The sequence below is a fragment of the Pseudomonas sp. BF-RE-25 genome, from assembly GCF_019956105.1.
Classification (GTDB): Bacteria; Pseudomonadota; Gammaproteobacteria; order Pseudomonadales; family Pseudomonadaceae; genus Aquipseudomonas; species Aquipseudomonas migulae.
Genome location: NZ_JAHBDB010000004.1, coordinates 89,358 through 115,020 on the forward strand (window position 1 = coordinate 89,358; position 25,663 = coordinate 115,020).

Here is a 25,663-nt window from a genome sequence, read left to right on the forward strand (position 1 = left end):
CGCTGGCACGCGTCAATGGCCGTAACGGCCCCTGATGGGGCATTGGCCGAGTTACCGCGCCCGAGAACACGTAAATGCTTGAGGGCTGAGGAAGTCGGGCTGGCGATGTATGTGGAGAAGATGATCGAGGTAACTCAACCGACGAACTGACCTGTCCATTTTTTGCGCGATCACCAATGGCTTCTATAGTTGTTGTGACATGAATTAGCTTCGAGTGAAGCCATGGAAGACATTTACGTTGTCAAGCGCTGCAACAAGATCATCGTTTATGGCCGCCGAGCAGGCGAAGACCAACATCAGCCCCCTGAAGCCGCCGTCTGGTATCGCATCACCGATACCCGGACTAACGGCTACATCGGTGACGGCTACGATCTTGAAGAAAAAGCCCAACGCACGTGCGATCAACTCAATGCCCGATCGCAAGTGGTGGCCCGACAAGGCTGAAGTCCGGGTCTATACTGAAAAATGGCTGAGGGAACAGCGAACCCATCGGCAGAAAGCTCGCTCCTAGCGGGCTTTTTGCTGCCACTGCCAGGTTTCTTGAACGGAGGTGTTTGCCATGTCCGAAAAAGAGTCCATCACCACCCTGCTCACCCTGCTCGACTCGCGCCAGGTTCGCTTGGCTGCAGCGTGCAAGGAAATCGCCGACTGGGTCGATCATCAAGGCGGGCACCCGACTGCCCTCAGGATTCGTGATCGCCTGAACGACATCGAGAAGGACACGCCGCTGATTCGTAACACGCTGTCTTCGCTCAAACCTGTCGAGCCGCCGCTGCCGCGGTTCAGATGATTCGATCTGGACTCCGGACACGAGCGCACGGCCAGGACGCATGAACGGCGACGATGATCGTCACCGGGTGCGTCCTTGCCTGATCACCTGCCGCTGAATCCCAAACCCGGCCCTGTACCGGGATTTTTTTTGCCCGGTCATTTCACACAGCCTTCACAACTCACGCCTTACTGTAGCCCTACTCCTTTTGAAACATCCCTTGGCCCGCCCGCATGCGGGCCTTCTTTTTGCTCGCCTGCACTCAACGAACGTCATCACTCGCGAGAGGTCAAACGGTCACACGTCACGAAGGAGGCGTCTGATGGTTACTCACTTCAAAGTTGCCGGGCATCTGGCCTGCGGCCACAAAGGCAGCAAGCTCACCTCAACCACTGAACTGAACCGAGTGAAATGCAGAAGTTGCCGAAACACCGATGCATACAAGGATGCACGCAAAGACCAACGCAACGCGGCACGCCGCGCCGCACGCAAAGCCAAAGCCACTCACGCCGCCAATGACTGGCGCGCAGCATGGGTCGAGCGACTTACCGCCATGGCCGGGCTGCAACGGTTGCCCCGTGGTTTTAGCGGTCAACCATTCGTTTAACAGACAGGTTCGGCGGCTGAAGCGCGTTCACTTGGCTCAGCCGCTGGCCCCATGATTTCTCGTTTCGGCGATTTCACTCTGTTCGACGCACGGCGGCTACGGGTGTCTGGGGTTGAGATCAGCCGAATAGATTATTCGACGATCAGTTCAATAGCGTTGTGTGCCATTTCATTTTTGGCGATAAGCGTTTTCCTCAGCTAGGGTTTCTATCGCATCGATTCTGCCCCGACGATGTGGGCAGGCGCCCGATCAAGGAGGAGTAAATGACGACGATCCGTGAGGCGGAAGAAGAATACTGCCGCTGGTCCAGCCCGATCTTGCTGGAGCTCAAAGCAAGAGAACATCAGCTTGATCCGGCAGCTCGTCAGGCATTGCAAAATATATTGCGAGAAAGAAGGCTCGTTGACACCGGCAACCCTTCCGGCGCTGATCGACGCAAGGCGAATCAGCCTGCTGACAAAAGCGGCAAGTGAAAATAGTTGACCGGAAACAAACAAGGGTTTGCATCAGCTTTCGCTCGCAAACCCTTGATTTTATAAATTACGGTAAGAGTCCCACTCAAGCCGGTTCGCAGGTCAGCCTCCACGACTGCTCAAACAATTCCCCAGCGTTTCGGCTTTCAAACTCTTCTTCCAGTACAACTCTGTTATCGCGAGGAAGTGCGATGAACCTTGAAAAACCGACCATTCCCCCGAAGCTGTTTCTACTGTTCACCTCGCCGCAAAATACCTGGTGCCTGGAGTCAATGTTCCTGAACACCGCGGATTGAGGGTCTTTCAGAAAATCCCTGACAAGGTTTTTAGCCTGGTACTCCATGTAGTAATTGAAGTACACATACCTTGACGCGTAGGCCACGCTCACCAGAACGATGCCCGATACCATCAGGTACTTAAGTGTCTTCCATGCCATCCTGGGCCTCGCAACAAGATGAAGTCGGCAAAGTGATCGTTCGCAGAACACTTCGAAAAATAGCCGAGTAAAAATGAAAAAGGCCTGCGTGAGGTATCTCACGCAAGCCTTTGGTATTCATGGTGCCCGAAGCCGGAATCGAACCGGCACGCCCTTACGAGCGGGGGATTTTAAGTCCCATGCGTCTACCAGTTTCGCCATTCGGGCGGTAGCGCGGTCAGGCAGTCTGATGGCTGACAAATGACGATCTGTCAGTTCTGACGCCTGTGCAGCAGAGGACGAAATATATACATCCCGTCCCGGTGAAGCAAGTTTGCAAACGCCCATTTCAAGACTAAATCTTGCAGGACAACGCAAATAAAAAAGCTCCGTAAATCATCGATCTACGGAGCTTGTTTAAAGTGGAGGCCGAGGTCGGAATCGAACCGGCGTAGGTGGATTTGCAATCCACTGCATAACCATTTTGCTACTCGGCCTCAAACATCTGATGTCATGTAGCACAACACCAAACGCGTACAGTCTTGGAGAAGATCTAGATCTAACTCCTTGAAAACATTGAGCTTTTTCAGCGGTCAGTGCTTTCGATGGCGTGAATTATGTACTGATTTCCGAAGGCTGGCAACCCCTTGATTTCAAAAAAAATTTGTCAGGTGCTTTGCATGTTGCGACGCAGGCTCAACGCTTCGCCCGCGCGCGCCAATGCGGCTTCAGCATGCCCCCGGCCCGCTTAGTGCCCACGAATGTAGTACTCCAACTGCCGGATCAAATCGGCCTGCTCGACAATCGCCTCTTTGACCAGGTCGCCAATCGACAATAACCCGATCAGCTCGCCGCTATCTAACACCGGCAGATGCCGCAGGTGGCTGTCGGTCATGACTTCCATACAACGCTCGATGCTCTGCTGACTGTCGGCTGTCACCACCGGCGCGCTCATGATGTCGCGCACCGGTGTGCCGACCGAGGAGCGTCCCTGTAGAACGACCTTGCGCGCATAGTCGCGCTCGCTGATAACGCCGACCACCTGCCCCGCTTCGATGACCGGCAGCGCGCCCACATTCTTCTCGGCCATCATTTTCAGCGCTTCAAGCACCATCTGGTCTGGCGCGATGCTGTGCACGTGCTGGTTTTGCACGACTTTCAGTTTCAGCAGCTGTGCGGCTGTTTTCATGGATGCCTCCGCTATCGTTGCTTATTGCCGATGCTTGACCTCAAGCCAGCCCGACTTCCACCACGCCGCCGTTAAGCCGCACCGGCCAGACCCGCAAACGTTGCTGCGGGTACTCCAGGCAACTGCCGTCCTCGAGGCGAAAATGCTGTTTGTAGATCGGTGAAGCAACCACGAGGTCCCCCTTGATGCTGCCGACCAGCCCGCGCCCGATGACGTTCGCCCCGGATTGCGGGTCATGGTTGTCGATGGCGTAGAGGCTTCGCCCCTCCGCGCCCGGCAGGTAGAACAGCGCCACTTGTGCGCCGTCGAGCCACACGACGACGCCGGAGTTAGAGACAAGGTCCTGCTGCTCGCACACGGTTTGCCAGACATCGCTGTCGGCCAGGGAATCGATGCGTTGGGTAGTGGACTGGCTCATCAGGCAATCTCCTCGGTGACAGGGATCAGGTTGAGTTCGGCGGCCATGATCGGGCGCCGTTGGCCGCGTTCCTGGACAAAATGGATGTCCGGGTCCGGGCGTTTATCGTTGACGAAGGTCCGGAAGCGCTTGAGTTTTTCCGGGTCTTTGAGGGCGTTGGCCCACTCGCATTCGTAGCGGTCGACCACCAGTTGCATCTGCGATTCGAGTTCCGCGCCGAGCCCGAGGCTGTCGTTGATGATCACCTCTTTGAGGAAGTCGAGGCCGCCCTCCAGGCTTTCGCGCCACACCGAGGTGCGTTGTAGTTTGTCGGCAGTGCGGATGTAGAACATCAGGAAACGGTCGATGTAGCGGATCAGCGTGGCATCGTCCAGGTCTGTGGCGAACAGCTCGGCGTGGCGTGGGCGCATGCCGCCGTTACCGGCGATGTAGAGGTTCCAGCCCTTCTCGGTGGCGATCACGCCGACGTCTTTGCTCTGGGCTTCGGCGCACTCTCGGGTGCAACCGGACACTGCGAACTTGAGCTTGTGCGGCGAGCGCAATCCCTTGTAGCGGTCCTCGATGGTCAGGGCCATTTGCACGCTGTCCTGCACGCCATAACGGCACCAGGTGCTGCCGACGCACGACTTCACCGTCCGGGTCGATTTGCCGTAGGCGTGCCCGGTTTCGAAACCCGCCTCGATCAGCTCGGCCCAGATGTCCGGCAATTCATGCAGTTGCGCGCCGAACAGGTCGATCCGCTGACCGCCGGTGATTTTGGTGTAGAGGTCATATTTTTTCGCCACGACACCGATGGCGATCAGTTTGTCGGCGGTGATTTCGCCGCCGGGAATGCGCGGCACCACCGAATAGGTGCCGTTTTTCTGCATGTTGGCCATGAAGGTGTCGTTGGTGTCCTGCAATGGCACCAGCGATGCGTCCATGATCGGCTGGTTCCAGCACGACGCGAGAATCGAGCCCACGGCCGGTTTGCAGACGTCGCAACCGGTGTGGCCACGGCCGTGTTTGGCCAGCAGTTCTTCGAAGGTGATGACCCCTTCTACGCGGACCAGCGCATACAGTTCCTGACGGGTATAGGCAAAGTGTTCGCACAGGCTTTTGTCGACACTGACGCCCCGGGCGATCAACTCATGTTCGAACACTTGCTTGAGCAGACCGGCGCAACCGCCGCAGCCGGTGCAGGCTTTGGTCTGAGACTTGAGCAGGCCCAGGTCGGTGCAGCCGCCATCGATGGCCGAGCAAATGGAACCCTTGGTGACGTTGTGGCACGAGCAGACCGTGGCCGATTCGGGCAACGCGCCCGGGCCCAGAGTCGGCGCGCCTTCGGATGACGGCAGGATCAGGCTGGCGGGTTCCCCCGGCAAGGCAATCGCGTTCTGCATGTATTGCAGCAGCGTGTCGTAATAGCTGTTGTCGCCGACCAGCACCGCGCCGATGACATGCTTGCCCGAGGCATCCACCACCAGCCGTCGATAGCTGGCCGTGGTTTCGTCGATGAACTGATAACTGCGTGCGCCTGGCGTGTTGCCGTGGGCATCGCCGATGGAGCCGACGTCGACGCCCAACAGTTTGAGTTTGGTCGACATGTCGGCGCCCAGAAACGGCTCGGCTGTGTCGTTGCACAGACGTGCCGCCACACCGCGCGCCATCTGGTAGCCCGGCGCAACCAGGCCGAAAAGACTGCCGTTCCAGGAGGCACATTCGCCGATGGCGTAAATGTCCGGATCGCTGCTCAGGCATTCGTCATTGATCACTACGCCGCCGCGCGGGCCGATTTCCAGCGTGCACTGCCGGGCCAGCGCATCTTGTGCACGGATGCCCGCCGAGAACACGATCAGGTCGGTTTCAAGAAACTCGTCGTTGGCGAAGTTCATGCGGTAGCGATATTCCTCGCCCGCACTGATCGATTGAGTAGAGCGCGACAGGTGCACACCGACACCGAGTCTTTCGATCTGCGACTTGAGCGCGAGCCCACCCATTGTGTCCAGCTGCACCGGCATCAGGCGCGGGGCGAATTCCACCACATGCGCTTCCAGGCCGAGGCTTTTCAGGGCATTGGCGGCTTCAAGGCCCAGCAGGCCACCGCCAACCACGACGCCGCGTCGGGCATTGGCTGCCGCAGCACGGATCGCATCGAGGTCTTCAAGGGTTCGATACACCAGACGCGAATCGCCTTCGGCACCTTCGACTGGCGGCACAAACGGGTAAGAGCCGGTGGCCAACACCAATTTGTCGTAAGGGATGCTGCCTTGCGCGGTAATCACCTGGCGACGGGTGCGGTCGATTTCCAGCACCGGCACACCCAAATGCAGGGTGACGCCCGGCGTCTGGTAAAGCGACGCATCCGACAGCGCCAACGATTCGGCATCACGCCCCGAGAAATACTCGGACAGATGCACGCGGTCGTAGGCACGCATCGGCTCCTCGCTGAAGACGTGCAGCCGATACTGGTCAAGCGCGCCCCGCTCAATCAACTGCTCGACGCAATGATGTCCGACCATGCCATTGCCGATCACGATCAGCGTTTGCACTTTGTTCAACGCGGCAACATTGGAATTCATAAGAAGCACCCGGCTAAAACGGTTCAAAAAGCAAAAAAAAACGCCTGAAACCTTGCGGTTCCAGGCGTCTTTGCCTGTTCTTTTGCGGTGTTAGCACCAGACGTCTATGCCTGATCCACCGATGTTGCCCATGATTCGATCGTCGTTGACCGAGGGGGCTGCCCACTCGACTGCGTTTATGGTGGGCCTGTCCGGTGTATTGCAGTGTTTGTGCCAGATCGCGAAAACGCTGATTGCGCAGCGTTTTTCAGGCGCGAGCACCGAACAGGCTCCAGACTTTTGCCTTCGCATAGTGCAGACCGAGGCCTCACGGCTTTATAAAAGTGCATTCATGGGCATTACAGGTATTTGAGCCAGGCGATGTCGCGACGTCGGGCCTTCAGCCCGGAGAACCAACGGACCGGTCGATAAAGCGCAATGGCCAACAGGATTGCGGCGATCCAAACCGCGCCTACCGAGTCGAAACCGAAGTACGCGCCCTGATTCAATCCAAACAGCGCTACAGCGATGAGATACAAAACCTTCAGTGCGTAAAGGTGTAACAGATAGAAGAACATCGGCGCTGAGCCAAACACCGTCAAGGGACGCAACCATCGGCTCTTCTGCAAGCGCTCAAACCAAAGAAGCAGCAAGCATCCGAGGCTCAGGGTCAGCGCAATAAACAGCAGCGACGGCGGGTATTTGGTGATGTTGAAAAAACTCATCAGTGTTTGCACGGAGGTATCGCCAACGCTCCACGGCTTCTCGCCATAGCCGTTGAGCAGCCGCAGTGCGACGAAACCGGCCAGCCCCAAAACGCCACAGAGCAGCAATTTGCGCTGACGCCCCTGGGCCTGCGCCGCTCGCCCGAACCACGGGCCCATGGCGTAACCCAAGCCAATGACTCCTATCCACGGCAGCACCGGATAGGACGTGCGCAACCGAAACCCTTCGGACAATTCGATCCAGCCGCGATCATGGAGAATCGCCCATGGCACGTGCATCGCCGATTCGATCGGAAAATGCAGACCGTCCAGCACGTTGTGACCGGCGATGATCGCCAGGCTCAGGAGCAGCAACACTGGACGCGGCAGCCAGACCATCACCGACAGGGCCAGCATGCTCAAGCCGATGGCCCAGATCACCTGCATGTAAATGACGGTCGGCGGAAACTGGAACGTCCAGGCGAAGTTCACCAGGGTGAACTCAAGCACCACCAGAAACAGCCCGCGCTTGAACAAGAAGCTGCAAACGTCGGCCTTGCCGGCGTACTTCTCACCGTACAGCCAGGCCGACATACCGGTGAGCAGCACGAAGACCGGCGCGCACAAATGAGCGAGCGTGCGACTGAAAAACAGCGCCGGCTCGGTCGTGGTGATGTCCATCGGATCGGACACTTGCCGATGCAGGAAAAAAGTTTCGCGGACGTGATCGAGCAGCATGAACAGAATTACCATGCCCCTCAATGCATCGATGGAAAGAAGCCGACCAACTGCCGTGCAGGTGGAGCGAGAAGGTGCAAGGGTCATGGATGTTTCGCAACGCAAGGGGTGAATAAACGTGTCCCGCAGGACAGCCTGCCGGGCACCTTATATTGTTACCCTATAACATTTCCAGCTAATTATTAATTTGTACACATTTAGAAGGAAACCATGTGGGAGCGAGCCTGCTCGCGATGGTCGTTAACGAAAACGCGTGTTGCCTGGGTAAACGCAGCGTCCTTTAGACCATCGCGAGCAGGCTCGCTCCTACAGTGTTAATGTTGAAATGTTTTGTTTCATTAATCAGACACCTGCAAAGGAATGCCTTCAACAATGGACTTCTCACTCAAGCACCTGGCCGCGACAACGTTGATGCTGGCCAGTCTTTCGTCGTTCACCACAGCAGCGCACGCCAACATTACCCCGCAGCAAGGCGCGGCCATCCTCAAGACGTTCAGTGACGCATCGATCACGGATTTCAGGCAGTTCCTGACAAGCGTGGCCAAGAGCGACCTGGCCAAAACCGACGACCTCGGCACGGCAATCTCTGCCTTCCTCGACAACAAGAGCCTTTCCGCCGACCAGCAGAACGAAATCCATCGCCTGCTCGGCCTCTATGCCCGGGTGAAATACGGCAGCGCCGCCACCGAGACGCTGCGTGAACTGGTGGCCATCCCGACCTTCCGCGTGGACGGCGTTGCCCAGCACGACAACCCTGAATTCATCAAGATCGCCGACAAGATCAAGAGCCTGGCCCAGGCCTTCAACCTGACCTTTCGCAACGTCGACAACCGCGTCTATGAAATATCCCTCGAAGGGAGCGGCAATGAAGTGGTGGGCATTCACGCCCACGCCGACGTGGTGCCCGTGACACCGGAAAACTGGGTCCTGAAAGACGGCACCCGCCTCGATCCGTTCAAGGTCACGCTGATTGGCGATCGCATGTATGGCCGTGGCACCGAAGATGACAAAAACGGCATCGTGGTGGCGCTCTACGCCATGAAAGTCATCAAGGAAGAAAAGCTGCCGTTGGCGAGGAATTTCAAGTTGCTGGTGGACACCACCGAGGAAACCAGCGGCGACGCCATCCCTTATTACTTCGAACACAACCCCACACCTAACTACAACCTGGCGCTGGATGGCGGCTACCCGGTGGTGATCGCCGAGAAAGGCTACGGCACGGTCATGGCCAACTTCCCCAAGCGCAAGGCTGACGGCAAGGGCGCTGAAATCGTCTCGATGACTGGCGGCCTGGCCACCAACCAGATTCCGTCGGCGTCGGTCTCCACCCTGCTGAGTGACAAACCCGCCGAGCTGGCCGCCAGCCTGCAAAAGGCCGGTACCGAGTACGCCAAGCGCAATGGCGGCGATTTCGAGGTGACGGCCAAGGTCGTCGGCAAAGACGTCACGCTGACAGTCACCGGCGTTTCCGCCCACTCCTCCGAGCCCGAGTCCGGAATCAACCCGGTGGCGAGAATGCTGGTGTTCATCAACAGCCTCGACGGCAAGGTCGCCCTCAAGCACAACCACATCACCGACGCGGCCCGCTACTCTGCCGACAACTGGGGGCTCGATTATCTGGGTGGCAAATTGGCGGTCGGTTTTTCCGATGCGTTCATGGGGCCGTTGACCACCTCCCTGACCTTTGTCGGGATGGATGAAAACACCTTCAAACTCGCGGTCAACCTGCGCGTACCGAAGGGCAAGTCCCCGGAAGTGCTCAAGCGCGAAATCGCCGACAAGCTGGACGCCTGGAGCAAGAAATCCCAGGTTGCGGTGGCCTTCGATTACTCGATCGCCGAACCGATGTACCGCAATCCCGAGGGTGAATGGGTCAAGGCCCTGCTGGCCGTGGCCAGCGAAAACCTGGGCATGGAACACAAATTCGGCACCTCGGCCGGCGCCACTTCGGTCCATGAACTGCCCAACGGCGTGCAGTTCGGCCTGGCCCGGCCCGAAGTCAAATACACCGGCCACACCGACAACGAGTTCAAGACCGTTGACCAGTTCCTGCTGGACTTGCAGATCGTGACCGAGATGTTCGGGCGCATCGGCCAGTTGCCAAAACTCTAAGCCCTCCCCTTCGGACCCGCTGCTCTGGCGGGTCCGACGTTTACAACGTCCTGATCCACTTTCCTGAAGCAGTCTTTTCACGCCTTGCCATCAGCGTTGCCTCCAGAGCAACGATCTCTGAATTAAGTTGCTCTTGCTGCCATTGGTCAATGGAGCGAGCATCGCTCTCGACACCGGAGCGGCTGCGAGCGCCACATCCTACCGGCTGTCTTACCTCCCCCGCACGCGCACAAGCCCCGACAGAGGGCCTACGGGAGAGTCATGTCTAATAAAAACAAGAGTTAAATTATGACCAGAGACAAAGGCAAACTGTGTGTACTGCTGTTTACCGGGGCTGGCGCCAACCTTGCCCAAGCCGCCGACAGCGGATTCGTCGAACAGTCCACCGCTACCCTGCAAACCCGAAACTATTTCTTCAGCAGAGACTTCTCCGATATCCGAGGCTCGGAAAAATCGATGGCTCAGGAATGGGCCCAAGGGTTCATCCTCAACTTCAAATCCGGCTACACGCCCGGACCAGTAGGATTCGGCCTGGATGCCATCGGCAAATTCGGCATCAAGCTCGACAGCAGCCCAGACCGGGTCAACTCGGGGTTATTGCCGGTCAAGGACGATGGCCATGCCGCTGACAATTATGGTCGCCTCGGGTTGGCGGCGAAGATGCGCGTTTCCAAAACCGAGCTGAAGGTCGGTGAACTGCAACCCAACCTGCCGACACTGGTCTTCAGCGACATCCGCTTGCTGCCCCCGGCCTATCAGGGCGCAAGCATTACCAGCAGCGAAATCCCCGGCCTGACGCTGCAAGCCGGGCATTTGACCTCCACGACCCTGCGCAATGAAGCCGGCGAGAGCAAACTCCAGGCGTTGCTGGGCAACAAGCCGCAACGGCAAGTGTCGAGTGATGCCTTCAATTACGTGGGCGGCGATTACGCGTTCAACAGTAACCGCACCACCGTGAGTGCCTGGCATTCCCGACTGGAAGATATCTACGAGCAAAACTTCTTCGGTTTGAAACACAGTGTGCCGGTGGGCAGTTGGGTGCTGGGCGCCAATCTTGGTTACTACGACGCTCAGGAAGAAGGTCGCAAACTGGTGGGCAAGGTCGACAACCAGTCCTTCTTCTCGTTGCTATCGGCCAAGCTCGGTGGCCATACGTTTTATGCCGGTTACCAGGGCATGTACGGCGACAGCCCCTTTCCTCGCGTGTTTCTCAATGTCAGCGCCCTTGGCAACGAACTGCCGACCTACGAGTTCGTCTCCACCCATGAGCGCTCCTTTCAACTGCGCTATGACTATGACTTCGCGGCCCTCGGCGTGCCTGGCCTGTTAGCCAGCACGCGCTATGTCACCGGCGACAATGTGAAGACGGGGATGGGCTATGAAGGCAAAGATCGGGAGCGTGACCTCGACCTCAGTTACACCTTCCAGGCAGCCCCATTGAAAGGCCTCGGCGTGCGAGTGCGCAATGCGGTGGCACGCTCCAACTACCGCACGGATATCAACGAGAACCGACTGATCATCAGTTACACGTGGACGCTGTTCTGATTTCTAAAAACAAGTGTGGGGGCGAATCACTTCGCGCCCACAGGTTTTACTGTTACCCGGCCTTCAACTGACTTCCACGGTCATCTCGATTTCGACACAGGCGCCCAACGGAATCTGTGCCACGCCGAATGCCGAGCGCGCGTGTTTTCCCTTATCCCCAAACACCTCGGCCAGCAGCTCCGAGGCGCCGTTCGTGACCAGATGCTGCTCGGTGAAACCGGACGTTGAATTCACCAGGCTCAGCACTTTGACAATCCGCGTGACCCGATTCAGATCGCCAAGATGCGCGTGCAACGTCGCCAACAAATCGATGGCGGTCGAACGCGCGGCCACATAGCCCTCCTCTGTCGTCAGCGTTTCGCCCAGTTTTCCTGCCCAGACTTTGCCGTCTTGCTTCGCGATATGGCCGGACAGGTAAACGACGTTGCCACTCTGCGCACTCATAACATAGGCAGCAGCGGGAGCGCCGGTAGTGGGCAACTCGATACCGAGGTCTTTCAGGCGGGTATAAACATCATGTTCAATCATGGGTTTTCCTCGAATAGAACGTGCCAACGCCCGGAACTTCCGGGCGCTGGGCAAGTTGAAAAACGTTTGATCCGGTTGTTTAGCCGGGTATCGATTCGCGGCTGAAGGCGTCGAGTTCCTGCACCAGGCTCTGTGCTGCCAACATCACCAGAGCGCGGCCCTTATCAGGAGTGGCCAGGGACGGATCCGAGCCCATGCGGCCATCCGGATGGCGTGCGCGGAAATCCAGCGCTTCGCGAATCGGCCCCCACGGCGCGATCTGCGGCGAGTACTTGGCGGACTTGATGGAATCCGGGTAGGCCCACTGAGTCACGGCAATCTCGGACGGCGTGGCATGAATGCCGTGCCCCTCAGGAAACTGCTCCCGCGCCAACTCACCGATTCCGTCCAGATCCCACCAATTACACAACTTCAGCGCGAACCCCGCAGGGCGTCGAGCGAAGCTTGCTTCGGCGTAGAGCTCCGAGAACGCCGCTTCAATCGATGCGACGTTGCCGCCGTGGCCATTGAGGAAGAGGATTCTTTCAAACCCGTGAGCGGCCAACGAACGCACCCAGTCGCCAATGGCCGCAATGAACGTCGAGGGGCGAAGTGAAATGGTCCCGGGGAATCCAAGATGGTGTTGGGCCATGCCGATGTTGAAAGTCGGCGCAATCAGGATGTCTGCCGACTTCTGCGCTTCGCACGCAATGATTTCGGGGCACATCCAGTCGGTCCCCAGAAGGCCGGTCGGACCGTGTTGTTCATTGGAGCCGATCGGGATCACGATGGTGCGGCTGCGCTCAAGGAATTTCCCGATCTCGGCCCAGGTCGATAGGTGTAAAAGCATGTGGGTTCTCTCTTTAAAAGGGTTCCGTTCGGAACACGACTGATCAAGTGGGAGGCGGTTGATCAACCCGCGCTGAATTCAGAAACCGGGCGCTCACGCGGTTGCCGTTTGGTGGCAAGGATCACGAACGCTGCACACAGGAAGACGCAGCCCACAACGACGATGCCGAGATTGGCGCTGCCGGTTGCCGTTTTTGCCCAGCCAATCACCGCAGGCCCCCAGAAACCGCCGGAAAGACCGATTGTGTTGATCAAGGCAATGCCTCCCGCCGCCGCATCACCCTTGATGTGCTCGGAGGGCATCGCCCATAACACGGTGTAGGCCATGAACATCATGGCGGTCGCCACTGTCAGCAGAACCAGCGACGCCATCAGGTTGCCGTCGGCAAAGGGATACATGAGCAACAGGATGGCGCCAATGCCCGCAGGGACTGCGCAGTGGTAGCGTCGTTCGCCGACCCGGTCGGACCGACGCCCTATCCAGTACATGCCGCATGCCGCCGCGACATAGGGAATCGCGGCATACCAACCCAGCTGCATGGTGTCGTTGACGCCCTGGGCCTTGAGGATTGCCGGCAGCCAGAAACTCATGGCGTAGATCGAGAAGATGATGCAGAAATAGGCTGAGGCGAGGATGTAGATTTTCGGATCGCGCAACACCGCCCGGAACGAATGGGCTCGCCCCGAGGATGTACCGAGTTCACTCTCCAGCAGTGTCCTTTCTTCAACACTCAGCCATCGGGCCTCCGAGGGCCGATTGGAGAGAACAAAATAGGTCAGGATGCCAAGGAACACGCAAGGCAGACCTTCAATCAAAAACATCCATTGCCAGCCGGCCAGACCGCCGACGCCTTCGAACGTGGTGATCAGCCAGGCAGACAGCGGACCGCCGATAATGCCGCCGATGGGACCGGCAATAAACACGATCGCAATGGCCCGCGCCATACGCTTCGGGCCGTACCAGCAAGACAGGTAATAGATCATGCCGGGGGCAAAACCGGCTTCGAATACACCCAGCAGAAAACGCATCGCATAAAACATCGGCACGTTGCGCACAAAGAGCATGCAGGCCGATGTGATGCCCCAACACACCAAAATGCGGCTGAAGGTTTTTCGCGCCCCCACCTTCGGCAACATCAGGTTGCTCGGCAACTCAAACAGCACGTACCCCAGAAAGAAAATACCCGCGCCCGCTCCGTAGGCCGCATCGGACAGTCCAAGGTCATTTTGCATCTGCAGCTTGGCGAAGCCGACGTTGATCCGGTCCAGATACGCAAAGACGTAGCAAATGAACAGGAGTGGCAACAGCCGCCAATTGAGCTTGCGGTAAAGGGCAGAAACGGCATCACTGCTTGCCGGTGTCAGTAAGGTTGACATGCGAGTCTCCAATTATTCTTGTTGGTCTGCGTTCGTGCCAAAGAATGTTGCACCGGCACCGCAGCCCCAGCAAGAGCAACTAAGTTCGTGTATCGTTGCCCTACAAGCAACACAAACTTTCTGGCGAGAGGGCTCGGGATGCGCGAGATCAACCAACAACGGCTGCGGTATTTTCATGAAGTGCTGATCCACGGCTCGATTCGTGGCGCGGCGGACAGCATCAATACGTCGCCCTCTGTTATCACGCGCCAGATCAAGCTGCTGGAAGAGGAACTGGGTGCAAAACTGTTCGAGCGCCAGGCACGCGGCGTGCAGCCCACCGAGGCGGCGGCGCATTTGCTGGAGTTCTGGCGCGGTTATCGATCACACCAGGAGAAACTCGAAGACCAGCTTCAAGCGATCAAAGGCCTGCAACAGGGCCAGGTGCGAGTCGTCATCAGTGAGGGCTATGTCGATGCCTTGGTCGACAACGTGCTCGCCCCCTTCTGCAAACAGTACCCCAAGCTCGATGTCCGGCTGGACATCCTTCCCGTCGACGACGTGCTGAACGAAGTCGCCGAAAACCGTGCGCACATCGGCCTTGCCTACAATCCGCCGCCGCATTCGCAAATCGATTACCGCGCGACGTCATCGCAGCCAGTGATGCTGCTGGTTCGCCCTGATCATCCGTTGGCAGTGCGAGGGGGAACGGCAACCGTCGAGGACATACTCACCTGCCGACTGGTGCTGACGCCCCCCACATTCGGCATTGGTCATGCGATCAAGATGCTTGAGTACGCCGAGAAAATCGAAATCCGCCCGGCACTGGTCAGCAACTCTCTCGCGGCACTCAAGCGCCTGGTGGCCTCCGGAGATTTCACCTCATTACTCGGCGAGTTCGCTGCCTATCGGGAAATCGAACAAGGCAGCCTTGCGGCGGTACTGATCGACCATCCGCTGTTCCTGGGCGTGGAAGCGAAACTGCTGGTGAAGTCCGGCCGACCGCTGGCCGCGCCGGCTCAGGAGCTGCTGAACTGGATGTTGCAGCGCTTGCCGATGTTTGTGTCGGGTGACGGAGTGACATTGGCCTCACGGTAACCTCAGCGCTGTTTGCTGACCGGCTCAATGTAATCGCTGAAAAAAAAGAGGCCGAAGCCTCTTTTTCTAATTCCAACCCTAAAAAATGCACAAAAAAAAGCGCCACTCATTGAGTGGCGCTTTTCTGTATTTGGAGCGGGAAACGAGACTCGAACTCGCGACCCCGACCTTGGCAAGGTCGTGCTCTACCAACTGAGCTATTCCCGCGTCTTGGTGTGGCGCATTCTATAGAATCCAGAAGCGCCGTCAACCCCTTGATTCAAAAAAGTTTTATTTATTTTTCCACATCGGTCTTCAGATGCGGCCAGGCAGCCCGCAGGTATTGGACCATGGACCACAATGTCAGGCCCGCAGAGATCATCAGCAAGGCGTAACCCACCAGGACCCAGAACGTGAAGTCCGACGGATTGGCCAGCAGGATCACCAGCGCCAGCATCTGCGCAGCGGTTTTCCATTTGCCCAGGTTCGACACGGCGACGTGAGCACGAGCACCGAGCTCGGCCATCCACTCGCGCAATGCCGATACCACGATCTCGCGACCGATGATCACGGCAGCCGGCAGCGTGAGCCACAAATTACCGTGTTCCTGCACCAGCAGCACCAACGCCACGGCGACCATCAGCTTGTCGGCCACCGGATCGAGGAACGCCCCGAACGGCGTACTTTGCTCCAGACGACGAGCCAGGTATCCGTCCAGCCAGTCTGTGGCAGCGGCAAACGCGAAGACCGAAGCGGACGCCAGGTAGCTCCATTGGTAAGGCAGGTAGAACAGTAAAATGAAGATCGGGATAAGCAGGACGCGTAGAACGGTAATCAGATTAGGGATATTCATCGGCACAACTGGCTACGAGGTGAGGGGGCATTCTACTCGCTGTGCAGATTTGCATAAATCAACTCTGCGAGCTTTTTACTGATCCCGGGTGCTTTGGCGATCTCTTCGATGCTGGCACGAGACAGCTCCTGCAATCCACCAAAATGTTTCAACAAATCGCGCCGACGGGTCGGACCCACCCCGGCTACACCCTCAAGCGTAGACGTACGGCGCGTTTTGCCACGACGGGCACGGTGTCCGGTAATTGCAAATCGGTGGGCTTCATCGCGGATCTGCTGGATCAAATGCAGTGCCGGAGAATCGCCACGCAAGGTAAATTCGTGGGCGGCGTCATTGAGGTACAAGGTTTCGAAGCCGGCCTTGCGCGTCGCACCCTTGGCCACGCCCAGCAGAATCAGGTCGGGCACCGCCAGTTCATTGAGCACATCGCGCGCCATGGACAACTGCCCCTTGCCGCCGTCCACCAGCAGAATGTCCGGCAACTTGCCCTCCCCGTCCTTCAGTTTGCTGAAGCGCCGGGTCAGGGCCTGGTGCATTGCGGCGTAGTCATCGCCCGGCGTGACACCCTCAATGTTGTAGCGACGGTAGTCGGACTTGATCGGGCCTTCAGGGCCGAACACCACGCAGGACGCCACGGTCGCTTCGCCGCTGGAGTGACTGATGTCGTAGCACTCGAGGCGCTGCGGCGGCTCATCCAGTTTCAGCACATCGGCCAGGGCATCGAAACGTGCCGCAACGTGTTGGCGGTTGGCCAGGCGCGCGCCCAGAGCCTGCTCGGCATTGGTCACGGCCAATTGCTGCCAGCGTGCCCGCGTGCCACGAACCCTGTGACTGATGCTCAGCTCACGACCGCGCAGCTCTTCGATGGCCGCGATCAGGGTCGGGAAGTCTTCGTGAACCACGTTGACGATCAGCTCGCTCGGCAAGTCGCGTTCGGGGCTGCTGACGAAGTACTGACCGAGAAACGCGGCCATGACTTCGGAAACGTCTTCCTCAATGCCCACCTGCGGAAAGAAATTCTTGCTCCCCAGCACCCGACCGCCGCGCACGCTGATCAAATGGACACAGGCACCGCCCGGATTGACGAACGCGGCGATGACGTCGACGTCACCGGTCCCGCCTTCCATGCTCTGTTGATCCTGGACCCGGCGCAGCAACGAGATCTGGTCGCGCAATTCGGCGGCACGTTCGAATTCGAGGTTGATCGCCGCCTCTTCCATGCCGGCGGACAATTCATCGGTCAGCGCATTGCTGCGCCCTTCGAGGAACATCACCGAGTGACGAACGTCCTCGGCGTAAACCTCGGGCTCCACCAGCCCTACGCACGGCGCCTTGCAGCGCTTGATCTGGTATTGCAGGCATGGACGTGTGCGGTTCTTGTAGTAGCTGTCTTCGCACTGGCGAACGAAAAAGGTTTTTTGCAGCAGGCTCAGGCTTTCGCGAATCGCCCCGGCACTGGGATAAGGGCCGAAATATTTGCCCTTGGCCTTTTTCGCCCCGCGATGAATGCTAAGGCGTGGGAACTGGCCGTCGGAAAGAAACACATACGGGTAGGATTTATCGTCGCGCAGCAGAATATTGTAGGGCGGACGCCATTCCTTGATCAGCGTCTGCTCAAGCAGCAAGGCTTCGGTTTCGTTGGCCGTGATCGTCGTTTCGACCTGGGCGATACGCGCCACCAGCGCAGCGGTCTTGGGCGCGAGGCCGGATTTGCGGAAGTAACTCGACAGACGATTCTTAAGATTCTTGGCCTTGCCGACGTAGAGCAGGCGTGCCTCACTGTCGAACATGCGATAGACGCCGGGGCGTCCGCTGACCGTCGACAGGAAAGCACTTGGATCAAAGGTGTCAGTCATTTTCAGAGGCTGGCATCAACCATGCCGTGACGAACTGCCAACAGCGTCAATTCGACATCGCTGCTGATCGAAAGCTTTTCGAAAATTCGGTAACGGTAGGTGTTCACGGTTTTGGGCGACAGGCACAGTTTGTCGGAAATGATCTGGACCTTCTGGCAGCCGACAATCATCAGCGCGATCTGGATTTCCCGCTCCGACAATGCGTCGAAGGGCGAATCGTTGGTCGGCTGAAAGGATTTGATCGCCAGTTGCTGGGCAATCTGCGGGCTGATGTAGCGTTGCCCGGCAAACACCAGACGGATGGCCTGGACCATTTCCGGCAACCCGGCGCCTTTGGTCAGGTAGCCCGCGGCCCCGGCCTGCAACAAACGTGTAGGAAACGGATCTTCCTCGCATACGGTGACCGCGACGACCTTGATATCCGGATGACTGCGCAACAGTTTGCGCGTGGCTTCAAGACCGCCGATACCCGGCATCTTGACGTCCATCAGCACCACATCGGGTTTCAACTCACGCGCCTTGAGCAGGGATTCTTCCCCGGACTCAGCCTGGCCGACTACTTGCAGGCCATCGATGTCAGCCAGCATTCGTGTAATGCCTGTACGAACGAGATCATGGTCATCGACTACTAGCACCCTAATCAAGCAGACACCTCGCGATATGGTCTTATTGAGTTGCCGACACCTTAGCAAAAAGCAACTGGCAGACCTAGCGGCAAGCGTCATATAAAAAGTTTCAATACATCTTGAAAGGCTTGTCTCATGCGTGTTTCAGCGATGCGAGGCATCGATATCGCGCTGCATTCTCAGGAAACACTCGTCTTTGCCGACCACTGCCAGGCCCTTTCGCTCGTATAACGCTTTCGCCGGATTATTTGCAAAAACCGTCAGGCGCAATGCCGGGCGTCGTTCCTTGCACGCCATTGCCAATACCTGATCGATCGCCCAGGAACCGGCGCCCTGCCCCCGGAACGCTTCGAGCACGTGTAACTCACGGATGTACAAGGCCCTTGCATCCCGACTCAGGCTTACATAACCCAGCCGTACATCATCGCGGACGATCAGCCAGTTTTCCCGCCCCGCCCAGGCCACATCGAAAGCCTCGTCCTGCCACAGCAGATCGTGCTGAATGTAATAGCGGAGCATGGTTTTACAGGTCAGTTCACGAGCAAAGTCGAGGTCTTGCGATGTCGCAGGACGTAATTCGAATCCCATCAGGCCTCCGCGACGGCGACGACGCGCCCCGTCCAGTTGTCAGCATTGCGGCGAGCAACGACCAGCAGATTGCCGATGCCCGGTGCGGCAGCGATCAGCGAACCGTCCGACGCCCAGATGGCGCTGCGTCCTGCCGACTCCCAGCCCCCCGTCGCACCGCCATGGTTGGCCATCAGCACCGCCATCGAATGCCTGACGGCATAGCCTTGCAACAACGCAGTATCGGGGGCGTAACCATTTTCGGTGATCAGCACGCCTGCGGCATACAGGTCGGCGCCCTGTTGCGCCGCTGCGGCCGCATGAATGGCGTGGGAAAAATCGGCGCACACCGCCAAGGCTATCGTATCGCCGCCGATGATAAGGGGCGAACCGCCAGTGCCCGGTGCAAACGCGACTTCCTCGCCGGGATGCAGATGCTGCTTGCTGTAGACCCCGAGTGAACCATCGGCGCCCAGTACCAGCGCTCCAATCAACACCGGCGAATGCTCCGACAGACGAACAGGCATCCCGACTACGGTCGTTACGCCGACTTCCTGCGCAAAATCGCGCAACGGTTGCAGCACCGAATCCTCCGGTGCAATGGCCAACTCAGCCGCCAGCCCGCGCTCGTACCCGGTCAGCGAGAGTTCCGGAAACACCAGCAACTGCACACCCTGCTCCGCCGCCACCTGCATGAAGCGTTGATGCCACGCGATATTGGCGACCAGGTCTCCAGCGCTGGAGATCGATTGAGCGGCGGCGATGGTCAGCGTCGTCATGATTCGTCCTTGTGACGGTGTGTTTTTGTTTAAACGGCGAGTGTGTCACAACCGCCGACGCACTCAAGCGATAGAAAACGCCGCCAGTAATCAATAGCAATTTCTGATTGAATCCGTGTACCGGCCTCTAGTAAGCTCGGCGCATCCATCGGAGACAGACCATGTTCAACGCCCTCTCACAGCTTCGTTCCGCCAGCGCCCCGCGCTCGGTTGCGGCTGCCCGGGTGAATGTCGTTTGCGCTTCGGTCAGCTTTTATTTTGGGTATTGGTTTAGCCACTGGCGCGCCTGATACCCACACGGCGCCCACTTTAAACGGGTCGCCACCAGAGAATTCTCAACCCCCGGTCGGCCTCCCGACCGGGGGTTTTGTTTTTTCAGCCCCCACACTTTTTAGCAACAACACAGACATTTTGAGGATTCACGACATGAACTACGCCACTTATTACCGTCACGACAGTTTTACCGCCTGGCGATTTAGCAGCCTCCGCTCGGGACAGCCTGCCGCCTCCGATCGGTCACCCACAGGTGGCAAGCACACACACGCAGCCAATCCGGCCAATTGTCGAACACCCCAGTAGGGCCGAGCGTGCGGGAACGAACCCGCCGCCCGCCCAGGAAGCCTGAACATGAACTCGTCCGTCTCTGCTTTGCCGCTGTCCACCCTGAGCCCTGCCAATGAAGCGCTGACCCTGCGCCTGCCAAGCTCATTGCAACTCAAACAGCAACTGCCGCTCAGCAACGCCCTGACCCGGCAAGTCGCCGCCCACCGCGATGCGGTCCGCGCGATTCTCAACGGTGAAGACTCCCGTTTGCTGGTCATCGTCGGTCCTTGCTCGATTCACGATCCGCAGTCCGCCCTCGAATACGCCAGTCACCTCGCCCGCCTTGCCGCCGACGTCAGCGATGAAATGCTGCTGGTGATGCGCGCCTACGTCGAAAAACCCCGTACCACCGTCGGCTGGAAAGGCCTGGCCTACGATCCGCACCTGGACGGCAGCGACGACATGGCCGGTGGCCTGACCCTGTCACGGGAGCTGATGCGCGAAATGCTTCGACTCGGCCTGCCGATTGCCACCGAACTGCTGCAACCGATGGCCGCCGGGTACTTCGACGACCTGCTCAGCTGGGTCGCCATTGGCGCCCGCACCACTGAATCGCAGATCCACCGGGAAATGGCCAGCGGCCTGAACATGCCGGTCGGTTTCAAAAACGGCACCGATGGTGGCGTCGGTGTTGCCAGTGACGCCATGCGCTCGGCCGCTCATCCGCACCGGCATTTCGGTGTCGACAGTCAGGGGCACCCCGCGATCATCCAGACTCCCGGCAACCCTGACACTCACCTGGTATTGCGCGGCGGTCATCGCGGCCCGAACTACGACCGCAACAGCGTCGCCCAGGTGAACAGCGACCTGACCAAACTGAAGATCCCGGCCCGGATCATGGTCGATTGCAGCCACGCCAACAGCGGCAAAGACCCGCTACGTCAACCGGCGGTGTTCAACGATGTGCTTGAGCAGCGTCTGCAAGGTGATCGCTCGCTGATCGGGATGATGATTGAGAGTCACCTGTTCGAGGGTTGCCAGCCGCTGAGTCCGTCGCTTCAGTACGGTGTATCGGTGACGGATGGCTGCCTTGGGTGGGATGGGACCGAGGTGTTGTTGCGTCAAGCGGCGGATCGGTTGCGCGCGCAACGCAAAACTTGAAATGTTTAGACGCGGTTTTCTGGAGACTTTTGGGGACGGATTGGCACGCCAAGGTTTGATCGTGCCCTCAAGTCTGAAATCATGGCCGCTGTCTGCATAGAGTGCCCGAGCGATGAGTCGCGAGGGCTTCTGAATGATTATGCATGGATGCAAATCAGCAGACTGAAAACAAGCGGCGCCAGCTCGATACGAGCAGGTGCTACACCGTCGTCATTCGGTAGTAATGAGGTCAAGGATGGACAAAAAGTATTTCGTGAAAAACTCGCTGACAGGCTTCCTGTTTCTGATTGTAGCCATCGTTGCTTTTTATACTGGCGATGAGTTGTTCTACAGAGATGTTCGGTTGGTCGTATTCATGGTGCTCAGCACTCTACTGTATCCACTATCCAGATATCTGATACAGGCAACTGCCTACAGATTCAAGAGCCCCATCTTCTGGAAAAAAGCATTCCTCCTCCACTATTCGGATATTTCTGGAGTCACTGCATTATTTGCATTTTTTTGCATAGCATTTGCAATCCCTATTGGCAGCATCTACCTGACCTATATGATTTTTAATAGGGGGGCGACTAAAGCGCCCCCCTCCTCGCGTTAAATACTTATGACAAACTCGTTCACCTTGCTAACTAACTCATCATTTATAAGTGAGCTTGTAACCGCCATCAGCAAAGCGAACCCCAGGATTCCCACGGGCGTCAGGACCGTAAAACCAAACATGAACGCTAACAAGCCTGCGACGACCTGACCTGCGACGACGGTTTCCGCCTTGATAAAAAACGGCTTCCAATCCCCACTTTCCGCTGACTTTTTCGCCTCTATAGTCAGATCTCGGAAATTTATGGCATGACCTGCCAAGCCGAATCCTCTTCCAAATTTTTCCAGAGTCCTTGCCATCATTTCCTTATCCAGCGAGTCGATAGCCCTGACAATCGCTTCTTTATCCTTGACGCCAAACTTCCTGTCCAACACATCTTTATACTGATCAAAGGCTTTAATTGCCTCTTCGGCATTTCGAATTTTCTTTCCTCTGGCGCTTGCAGAAAGCTCCTTCGCGAGCGCTGAAGCTTTCTCACCAAATTTTTCAGTCAATTCCTTGTAAAAGTCCGCCGTGAACTTGATCGCATTCTTGATCTGTTCCGCATCATTCGAACGCTCGACCAGCCCGCCAAACGCATTTGAAGTAGCCGTCAAATGCCGTGCAGATTCAGCCTTCAACAACGCATCGTGGTAACTAAGCCATTTGGTCCCTATCGGGGTATTGTTTTGCAGGTACACCAACTCATTCAGCGCCTCCAGTTCCGGCTTGCTCAAGGGCGCTTTGATTTTCGGATTGTTCAAGGTGAAGTTGATGGTCAGGCCATTAATCCGATAAGGTTCGGTCGGCTGTACCGGCCTCATCTCTGCGATTTTGGTCGCCGCCATACGTTCCAGCGTCATCTTGTAGTGGGTCAGGGTTTGAGTGGGTGTCAGGCCTGCCACCGAACCTGCTGCCGCAATCAATTCCGCCTGTAGAAACGCCGGAAGTTGCTGAGCGTGGATATCCCGTTCCAAACCGATGTCGGCAAGGCGCTGATCCTGCGCAGTCAGCCATGCCTCATCATCTAAAGGAACACCCGCCTCTGCTTCATTTCTTTTACTGGCCAGCTCTGCAAGTTTGCTGGCCAAAACATCCACCGAGAGCGCGAGCCTCTTGAGCTCCATTGCCGACTTATAGACATTGTTGAACAGGCCATACAGGTTATAGAGCGCATAAGGATCATGGTAAGGGGAAGTCAGGACCTCACTTATTTTTCGACGCGGTAATACCTCCATCAGAAAATAAGGACTCTGACCGTAAAGCCCATAGATACCGGGCGCCGTGGAGATGTACTGTGACTTTTTGGAATCGATAAGATCCAGAGCGGCCTTTTGGTCCCTGGCGGCAGACTCAGCGGCAGCAAGAATTTGCCCCTCTTTGGCAACCTGCTTCCTTTCCTCCAGTTCACGTTCGGTATCTGCAAACAGTGTGCTGAATCGTGCGTTGTATTCGTTATCAATCTCTAGCTGGTCGGCGACCTGAACGCCCGCAAACTCGGCCATGACGTTCGGCCCCGGAAGGTCTCGAATACTGCTTGGACCTCCTTCCCCTCTACGTGGCCCTTCCTGAAGCCCCCAACCGCTGTTGTTTCCAATGTAACCGCCGCCACCGCCAGCCCCGAATGTCTGCTGGCGATCAGGGGCAATGAACGAGGGCCTGATGTTGTACGGCTCACCGCGAACGAATCCTTCGTCTTTGTCAGACATGTGTAAATTGCCTTTATCTCAGTCCTTTGAAAAGACGCCATCCCGCAGGTCGGCATCGAGCGAACCCCATTCAATCTCATAAAGGAAATCCGTGATGTCAGGAGAGCGCTTCGAACTACCCGGCTAAATACGCTCCGCGTGGTAGGTCATTAATCAAAACAACTACGAACCAGATAAAAAGATGTCGAAACATTCCGATTAAGGCCTCGCCTACATGCGAGGTTTCGCACACCACCTATTCCGTTTTCACCCAATCACAGCGGCTTTTTCATACATCGCGCAAACGTCCGAGTGCTTTAGAGTGAGCCCCGGACACATCACGAACTCCCGCGAAAAGGTATGAACATGCAACGGAATGCAAGCACTCTCCATCCCATCCTGTTGGTCCACGGCCTGTTTGGTTTCGATCGGATCGGCCCTTTCGAACTGTTCCATGACATCAAGCAAACCCTCAGGAGCGCCGGCGCGAGGGTGTTCATCCCGCACCTGTCGGCTACCCATACCAATGAAGCGCGAGGTGACCAGCTTCTGGCACAGATCGAACGGGTGCTGGAAGGCACCGGTGCAGACAAGGTCAACCTGATCGGGCACAGCCAAGGAGCGCTGGCCGCCCGCTATGCCGCAGCGATTGCGCCGCAAATCGTTGCGTCGGTGACCTCGGTCAGCGGGCCCAACCATGGCTCGGAACTGGCGGATTTCCTGCGCAAGGCGCTGACGCCTGGACAGCTGCCGGAACAAGTCGCCGATACGGTGGCCACGTTGTTCGCTGACTTCCTGTCCTTGTTGAGTGGCGACCGCCACCTGCCGCAAAACGCGATCGCTGCGCTCAATGCCTTGACCACCGAAGGCGTCAGTGCGTTTAACGAGAAATACCCTCAAGGACTGCCGAAGACCTGGGGCGGCAAGGGCAGCGAGCGGGTCAACGGCGTTCGCTACTATTCCTGGAGCGGAACCCTGCAGGGCAACCTCCTCGATGAAGGGCTCAACGCACTTGACCCACTGAATGGGTGCTCCCGTGCTTTTGCCAGGTACTTCACCATCGAGGCCGAGCAAAACGACGGTATGGTCGGCCGCTTCAGCTCTCATCTGGGCAAGGTGATCCGCTCCGACTATCCGCTGGACCACCTGGACAGCATCAGCCAGACAGTCGGTCGGGTTCGCAAAGACATCGACCCGATTGACCTGTACGTGCAACACGCCGAACGACTGCGCAAGGCGGGTCTGTAACCCGGGCGGAACTTTGAGGAGAAATAGCCTACTGAATCCGGTAGGCTGAGCACTTTACTGAACATTAGAAGGAGTATTTTTCCATGGCTAAAGCCACTGCCCGTCACATCCTGGTTGCCAGCGAAGACAAGTGCAACGAACTCAAAGCCCAAATCGAGGCTGGCGCCGATTTCGCCGAAGTTGCCAAAGCCAACTCCACTTGCCCGTCCAGCCGTCAGGGCGGTGACCTGGGTTCGTTCGGTCCGGGCCAGATGGTCAAGGAATTCGACACCGTGGTCTTCAGCGCACCGATCAACGTCGTGCAAGGCCCGGTCAAGACCCAGTTCGGCTACCACTTGCTCGAAGTGACCAGCCGTCAGGACTAAGTCATTCGCCTGGTTTCATGCACAACGGCCCGCCTTTTGGTGGGCCGTCGTGTTTCAGGTACGTGATACGACTGGCGAGGGACGCGCCGCTAGCGTACAAATTG

The 25,663-nt window shown here is 57.6% G+C and carries 25 protein-coding genes, 3 tRNA genes and 1 pseudogene; 12 read left to right on the plus strand and 17 right to left on the minus strand.

The window, feature by feature from the left end:
* Window positions 1–36 precede the first annotated feature (36 nt).
* The 5 genes and pseudogenes from KGB24_RS02300 to KGB24_RS02320 form a co-directional block, all read left to right on the plus strand.
* Window positions 37–150 (plus strand): annotated as a pseudogene (locus tag KGB24_RS02300) (DNA topoisomerase IB); the annotation flags it as partial.
* Window positions 151–222: 72 nt separating this feature from the next.
* Window positions 223–444 (plus strand): hypothetical protein, encoded by a 222-nt coding sequence (locus KGB24_RS02305; RefSeq protein WP_223416091.1) that lies wholly within the window; start codon window positions 223–225, stop codon window positions 442–444.
* Window positions 445–559: 115 nt separating this feature from the next.
* Window positions 560–790: a hypothetical protein gene (locus tag KGB24_RS02310; RefSeq protein WP_008031039.1), complete on the plus strand. Its 231-nt coding sequence runs from the start codon at window positions 560–562 to the stop codon at window positions 788–790.
* Window positions 791–1,091: 301 nt separating this feature from the next.
* Window positions 1,092–1,376, plus strand: coding sequence for a hypothetical protein (locus KGB24_RS02315; RefSeq protein ID WP_008031038.1), 285 nt, complete (start codon window positions 1,092–1,094; stop codon window positions 1,374–1,376).
* Window positions 1,377–1,639: 263 nt separating this feature from the next.
* Entirely contained in the window at window positions 1,640–1,849 is a 210-nt protein-coding gene (locus KGB24_RS02320) for a hypothetical protein (protein WP_008031035.1), read from the plus strand.
* Between the two features lie 85 nt (window positions 1,850–1,934).
* On the opposite strand, the gene KGB24_RS02325 is transcribed toward KGB24_RS02320, so the two are convergent.
* From KGB24_RS02325 to KGB24_RS02355, 7 genes are all read right to left on the minus strand, one after another.
* Window positions 1,935–2,285: a hypothetical protein gene (locus KGB24_RS02325; RefSeq protein ID WP_223416092.1), complete on the minus strand. Its 351-nt coding sequence runs from the start codon at window positions 2,283–2,285 to the stop codon at window positions 1,935–1,937.
* Window positions 2,286–2,405: 120 nt separating this feature from the next.
* Window positions 2,406–2,492: transfer RNA gene (locus KGB24_RS02330), tRNA-Leu, on the minus strand.
* 195 nt (window positions 2,493–2,687) lie between these two features.
* A tRNA-Cys gene (locus KGB24_RS02335) sits at window positions 2,688–2,761 on the minus strand.
* A gap of 251 nt (window positions 2,762–3,012) precedes the next feature.
* A complete protein-coding gene (locus tag KGB24_RS02340) occupies window positions 3,013–3,453 on the minus strand; it encodes a CBS domain-containing protein (protein ID WP_008029579.1) in 441 nt (146 codons plus the stop codon).
* Between the two features lie 40 nt (window positions 3,454–3,493).
* Window positions 3,494–3,871, minus strand: coding sequence for a nitrite reductase small subunit NirD (nirD, locus tag KGB24_RS02345; RefSeq protein ID WP_008029576.1), 378 nt, complete (start codon window positions 3,869–3,871; stop codon window positions 3,494–3,496).
* On the minus strand, window positions 3,871–6,432 hold the full coding sequence (gene nirB, locus KGB24_RS02350; protein WP_223416093.1) for a nitrite reductase large subunit NirB: 2,562 nt from the start codon (window positions 6,430–6,432) through the stop codon (window positions 3,871–3,873). Before nirB ends, nirD begins: the two co-directional genes overlap by 1 nt.
* Window positions 6,433–6,770: 338 nt before the next feature.
* Window positions 6,771–7,940, minus strand: coding sequence for a DUF1624 domain-containing protein (locus tag KGB24_RS02355; RefSeq protein ID WP_223416094.1), 1,170 nt, complete (start codon window positions 7,938–7,940; stop codon window positions 6,771–6,773).
* Window positions 7,941–8,225: 285 nt separating this feature from the next.
* On the opposite strand from KGB24_RS02355, the gene KGB24_RS02360 reads away from it, so the two are divergent.
* On the plus strand, window positions 8,226–9,965 hold the full coding sequence (locus KGB24_RS02360; protein WP_223416095.1) for a dipeptidase: 1,740 nt from the start codon (window positions 8,226–8,228) through the stop codon (window positions 9,963–9,965).
* Window positions 9,966–10,253: 288 nt separating this feature from the next.
* Window positions 10,254–11,510, plus strand: a complete 1,257-nt coding sequence (locus tag KGB24_RS02365) for an OprD family porin (RefSeq protein ID WP_192227021.1) — start codon at window positions 10,254–10,256, stop codon at window positions 11,508–11,510.
* Between the two features lie 63 nt (window positions 11,511–11,573).
* Here the strand turns inward: KGB24_RS02365 and KGB24_RS02370 are convergent, their stop codons facing one another.
* The 3 genes from KGB24_RS02370 to KGB24_RS02380 form a co-directional block, all read right to left on the minus strand.
* Window positions 11,574–12,038: a RidA family protein gene (locus tag KGB24_RS02370; RefSeq protein WP_223416096.1), complete on the minus strand. Its 465-nt coding sequence runs from the start codon at window positions 12,036–12,038 to the stop codon at window positions 11,574–11,576.
* Between the two features lie 79 nt (window positions 12,039–12,117).
* Window positions 12,118–12,867 carry a creatininase family protein gene (locus KGB24_RS02375; RefSeq protein WP_223416097.1) on the minus strand — a complete coding sequence of 250 codons (750 nt, stop codon included), beginning with the start codon at window positions 12,865–12,867 and terminating at the stop codon, window positions 12,118–12,120.
* Window positions 12,868–12,929: 62 nt separating this feature from the next.
* Window positions 12,930–14,243 carry an MFS transporter gene (locus tag KGB24_RS02380; protein WP_008037095.1) on the minus strand — a complete coding sequence of 438 codons (1,314 nt, stop codon included), beginning with the start codon at window positions 14,241–14,243 and terminating at the stop codon, window positions 12,930–12,932.
* Window positions 14,244–14,381: 138 nt separating this feature from the next.
* Between KGB24_RS02380 and KGB24_RS02385 the strand changes: the two genes are divergently transcribed.
* Window positions 14,382–15,320, plus strand: coding sequence for a LysR family transcriptional regulator (locus KGB24_RS02385; protein WP_223416098.1), 939 nt, complete (start codon window positions 14,382–14,384; stop codon window positions 15,318–15,320).
* 131 nt (window positions 15,321–15,451) lie between these two features.
* Here the strand turns inward: KGB24_RS02385 and KGB24_RS02390 are convergent.
* The 6 genes from KGB24_RS02390 to KGB24_RS02415 all read right to left on the minus strand — a co-directional run bounded on the left by KGB24_RS02390 (window position 15,452) and on the right by KGB24_RS02415 (window position 19,980).
* Window positions 15,452–15,527 (minus strand) — tRNA-Gly (locus tag KGB24_RS02390).
* A 67-nt stretch (window positions 15,528–15,594) separates the two neighbouring features.
* Window positions 15,595–16,152 carry a CDP-diacylglycerol--glycerol-3-phosphate 3-phosphatidyltransferase gene (gene pgsA, locus KGB24_RS02395; RefSeq protein WP_008029556.1) on the minus strand — a complete coding sequence of 186 codons (558 nt, stop codon included), beginning with the start codon at window positions 16,150–16,152 and terminating at the stop codon, window positions 15,595–15,597.
* Window positions 16,153–16,184: 32 nt separating this feature from the next.
* The gene (gene uvrC / locus KGB24_RS02400; protein WP_008029554.1) at window positions 16,185–18,008 is read right to left on the minus strand and encodes an excinuclease ABC subunit UvrC; all 1,824 of its coding nucleotides are present in this window, start codon (window positions 18,006–18,008) and stop codon (window positions 16,185–16,187) included.
* A 2-nt stretch (window positions 18,009–18,010) separates the two neighbouring features.
* Complete coding sequence (gene uvrY, locus KGB24_RS02405) at window positions 18,011–18,652, minus strand: UvrY/SirA/GacA family response regulator transcription factor (protein ID WP_008015884.1); 642 nt, start codon at window positions 18,650–18,652, stop codon at window positions 18,011–18,013.
* A 126-nt stretch (window positions 18,653–18,778) separates the two neighbouring features.
* The gene (locus KGB24_RS02410; RefSeq protein WP_223416099.1) at window positions 18,779–19,222 is read right to left on the minus strand and encodes a GNAT family N-acetyltransferase; all 444 of its coding nucleotides are present in this window, start codon (window positions 19,220–19,222) and stop codon (window positions 18,779–18,781) included.
* On the minus strand, window positions 19,222–19,980 hold the full coding sequence (locus KGB24_RS02415) for a carbon-nitrogen hydrolase family protein (RefSeq protein ID WP_223416100.1): 759 nt from the start codon (window positions 19,978–19,980) through the stop codon (window positions 19,222–19,224). The genes KGB24_RS02410 and KGB24_RS02415 overlap by 1 nt, the downstream gene beginning before the upstream one ends.
* A 627-nt stretch (window positions 19,981–20,607) precedes the next feature.
* Between KGB24_RS02415 and KGB24_RS02420 the strand changes: the two genes are divergently transcribed.
* Window positions 20,608–21,684 (plus strand): 3-deoxy-7-phosphoheptulonate synthase, encoded by a 1,077-nt coding sequence (locus KGB24_RS02420; protein WP_223416101.1) that lies wholly within the window; start codon window positions 20,608–20,610, stop codon window positions 21,682–21,684.
* Window positions 21,685–21,919: 235 nt separating this feature from the next.
* On the plus strand, window positions 21,920–22,279 hold the full coding sequence (locus KGB24_RS02425) for a hypothetical protein (protein ID WP_008029545.1): 360 nt from the start codon (window positions 21,920–21,922) through the stop codon (window positions 22,277–22,279).
* Here the strand turns inward: KGB24_RS02425 and KGB24_RS02430 are convergent.
* Window positions 22,276–23,967 carry a colicin-like pore-forming protein gene (locus tag KGB24_RS02430; protein WP_223416102.1) on the minus strand — a complete coding sequence of 564 codons (1,692 nt, stop codon included), beginning with the start codon at window positions 23,965–23,967 and terminating at the stop codon, window positions 22,276–22,278. The two genes, KGB24_RS02425 and KGB24_RS02430, sit on opposite strands and share 4 nt — an antisense overlap.
* Window positions 23,968–24,312: 345 nt before the next feature.
* Here KGB24_RS02430 and KGB24_RS02435 point away from each other — a divergent pair, with 345 nt between their 5' ends.
* Window positions 24,313–25,194 carry an esterase/lipase family protein gene (locus KGB24_RS02435; protein WP_008029541.1) on the plus strand — a complete coding sequence of 294 codons (882 nt, stop codon included), beginning with the start codon at window positions 24,313–24,315 and terminating at the stop codon, window positions 25,192–25,194.
* A gap of 83 nt (window positions 25,195–25,277) precedes the next feature.
* Complete coding sequence (locus tag KGB24_RS02440; protein WP_008029538.1) at window positions 25,278–25,559, plus strand: peptidylprolyl isomerase; 282 nt, start codon at window positions 25,278–25,280, stop codon at window positions 25,557–25,559.
* Window positions 25,560–25,663 lie beyond the last annotated feature (104 nt).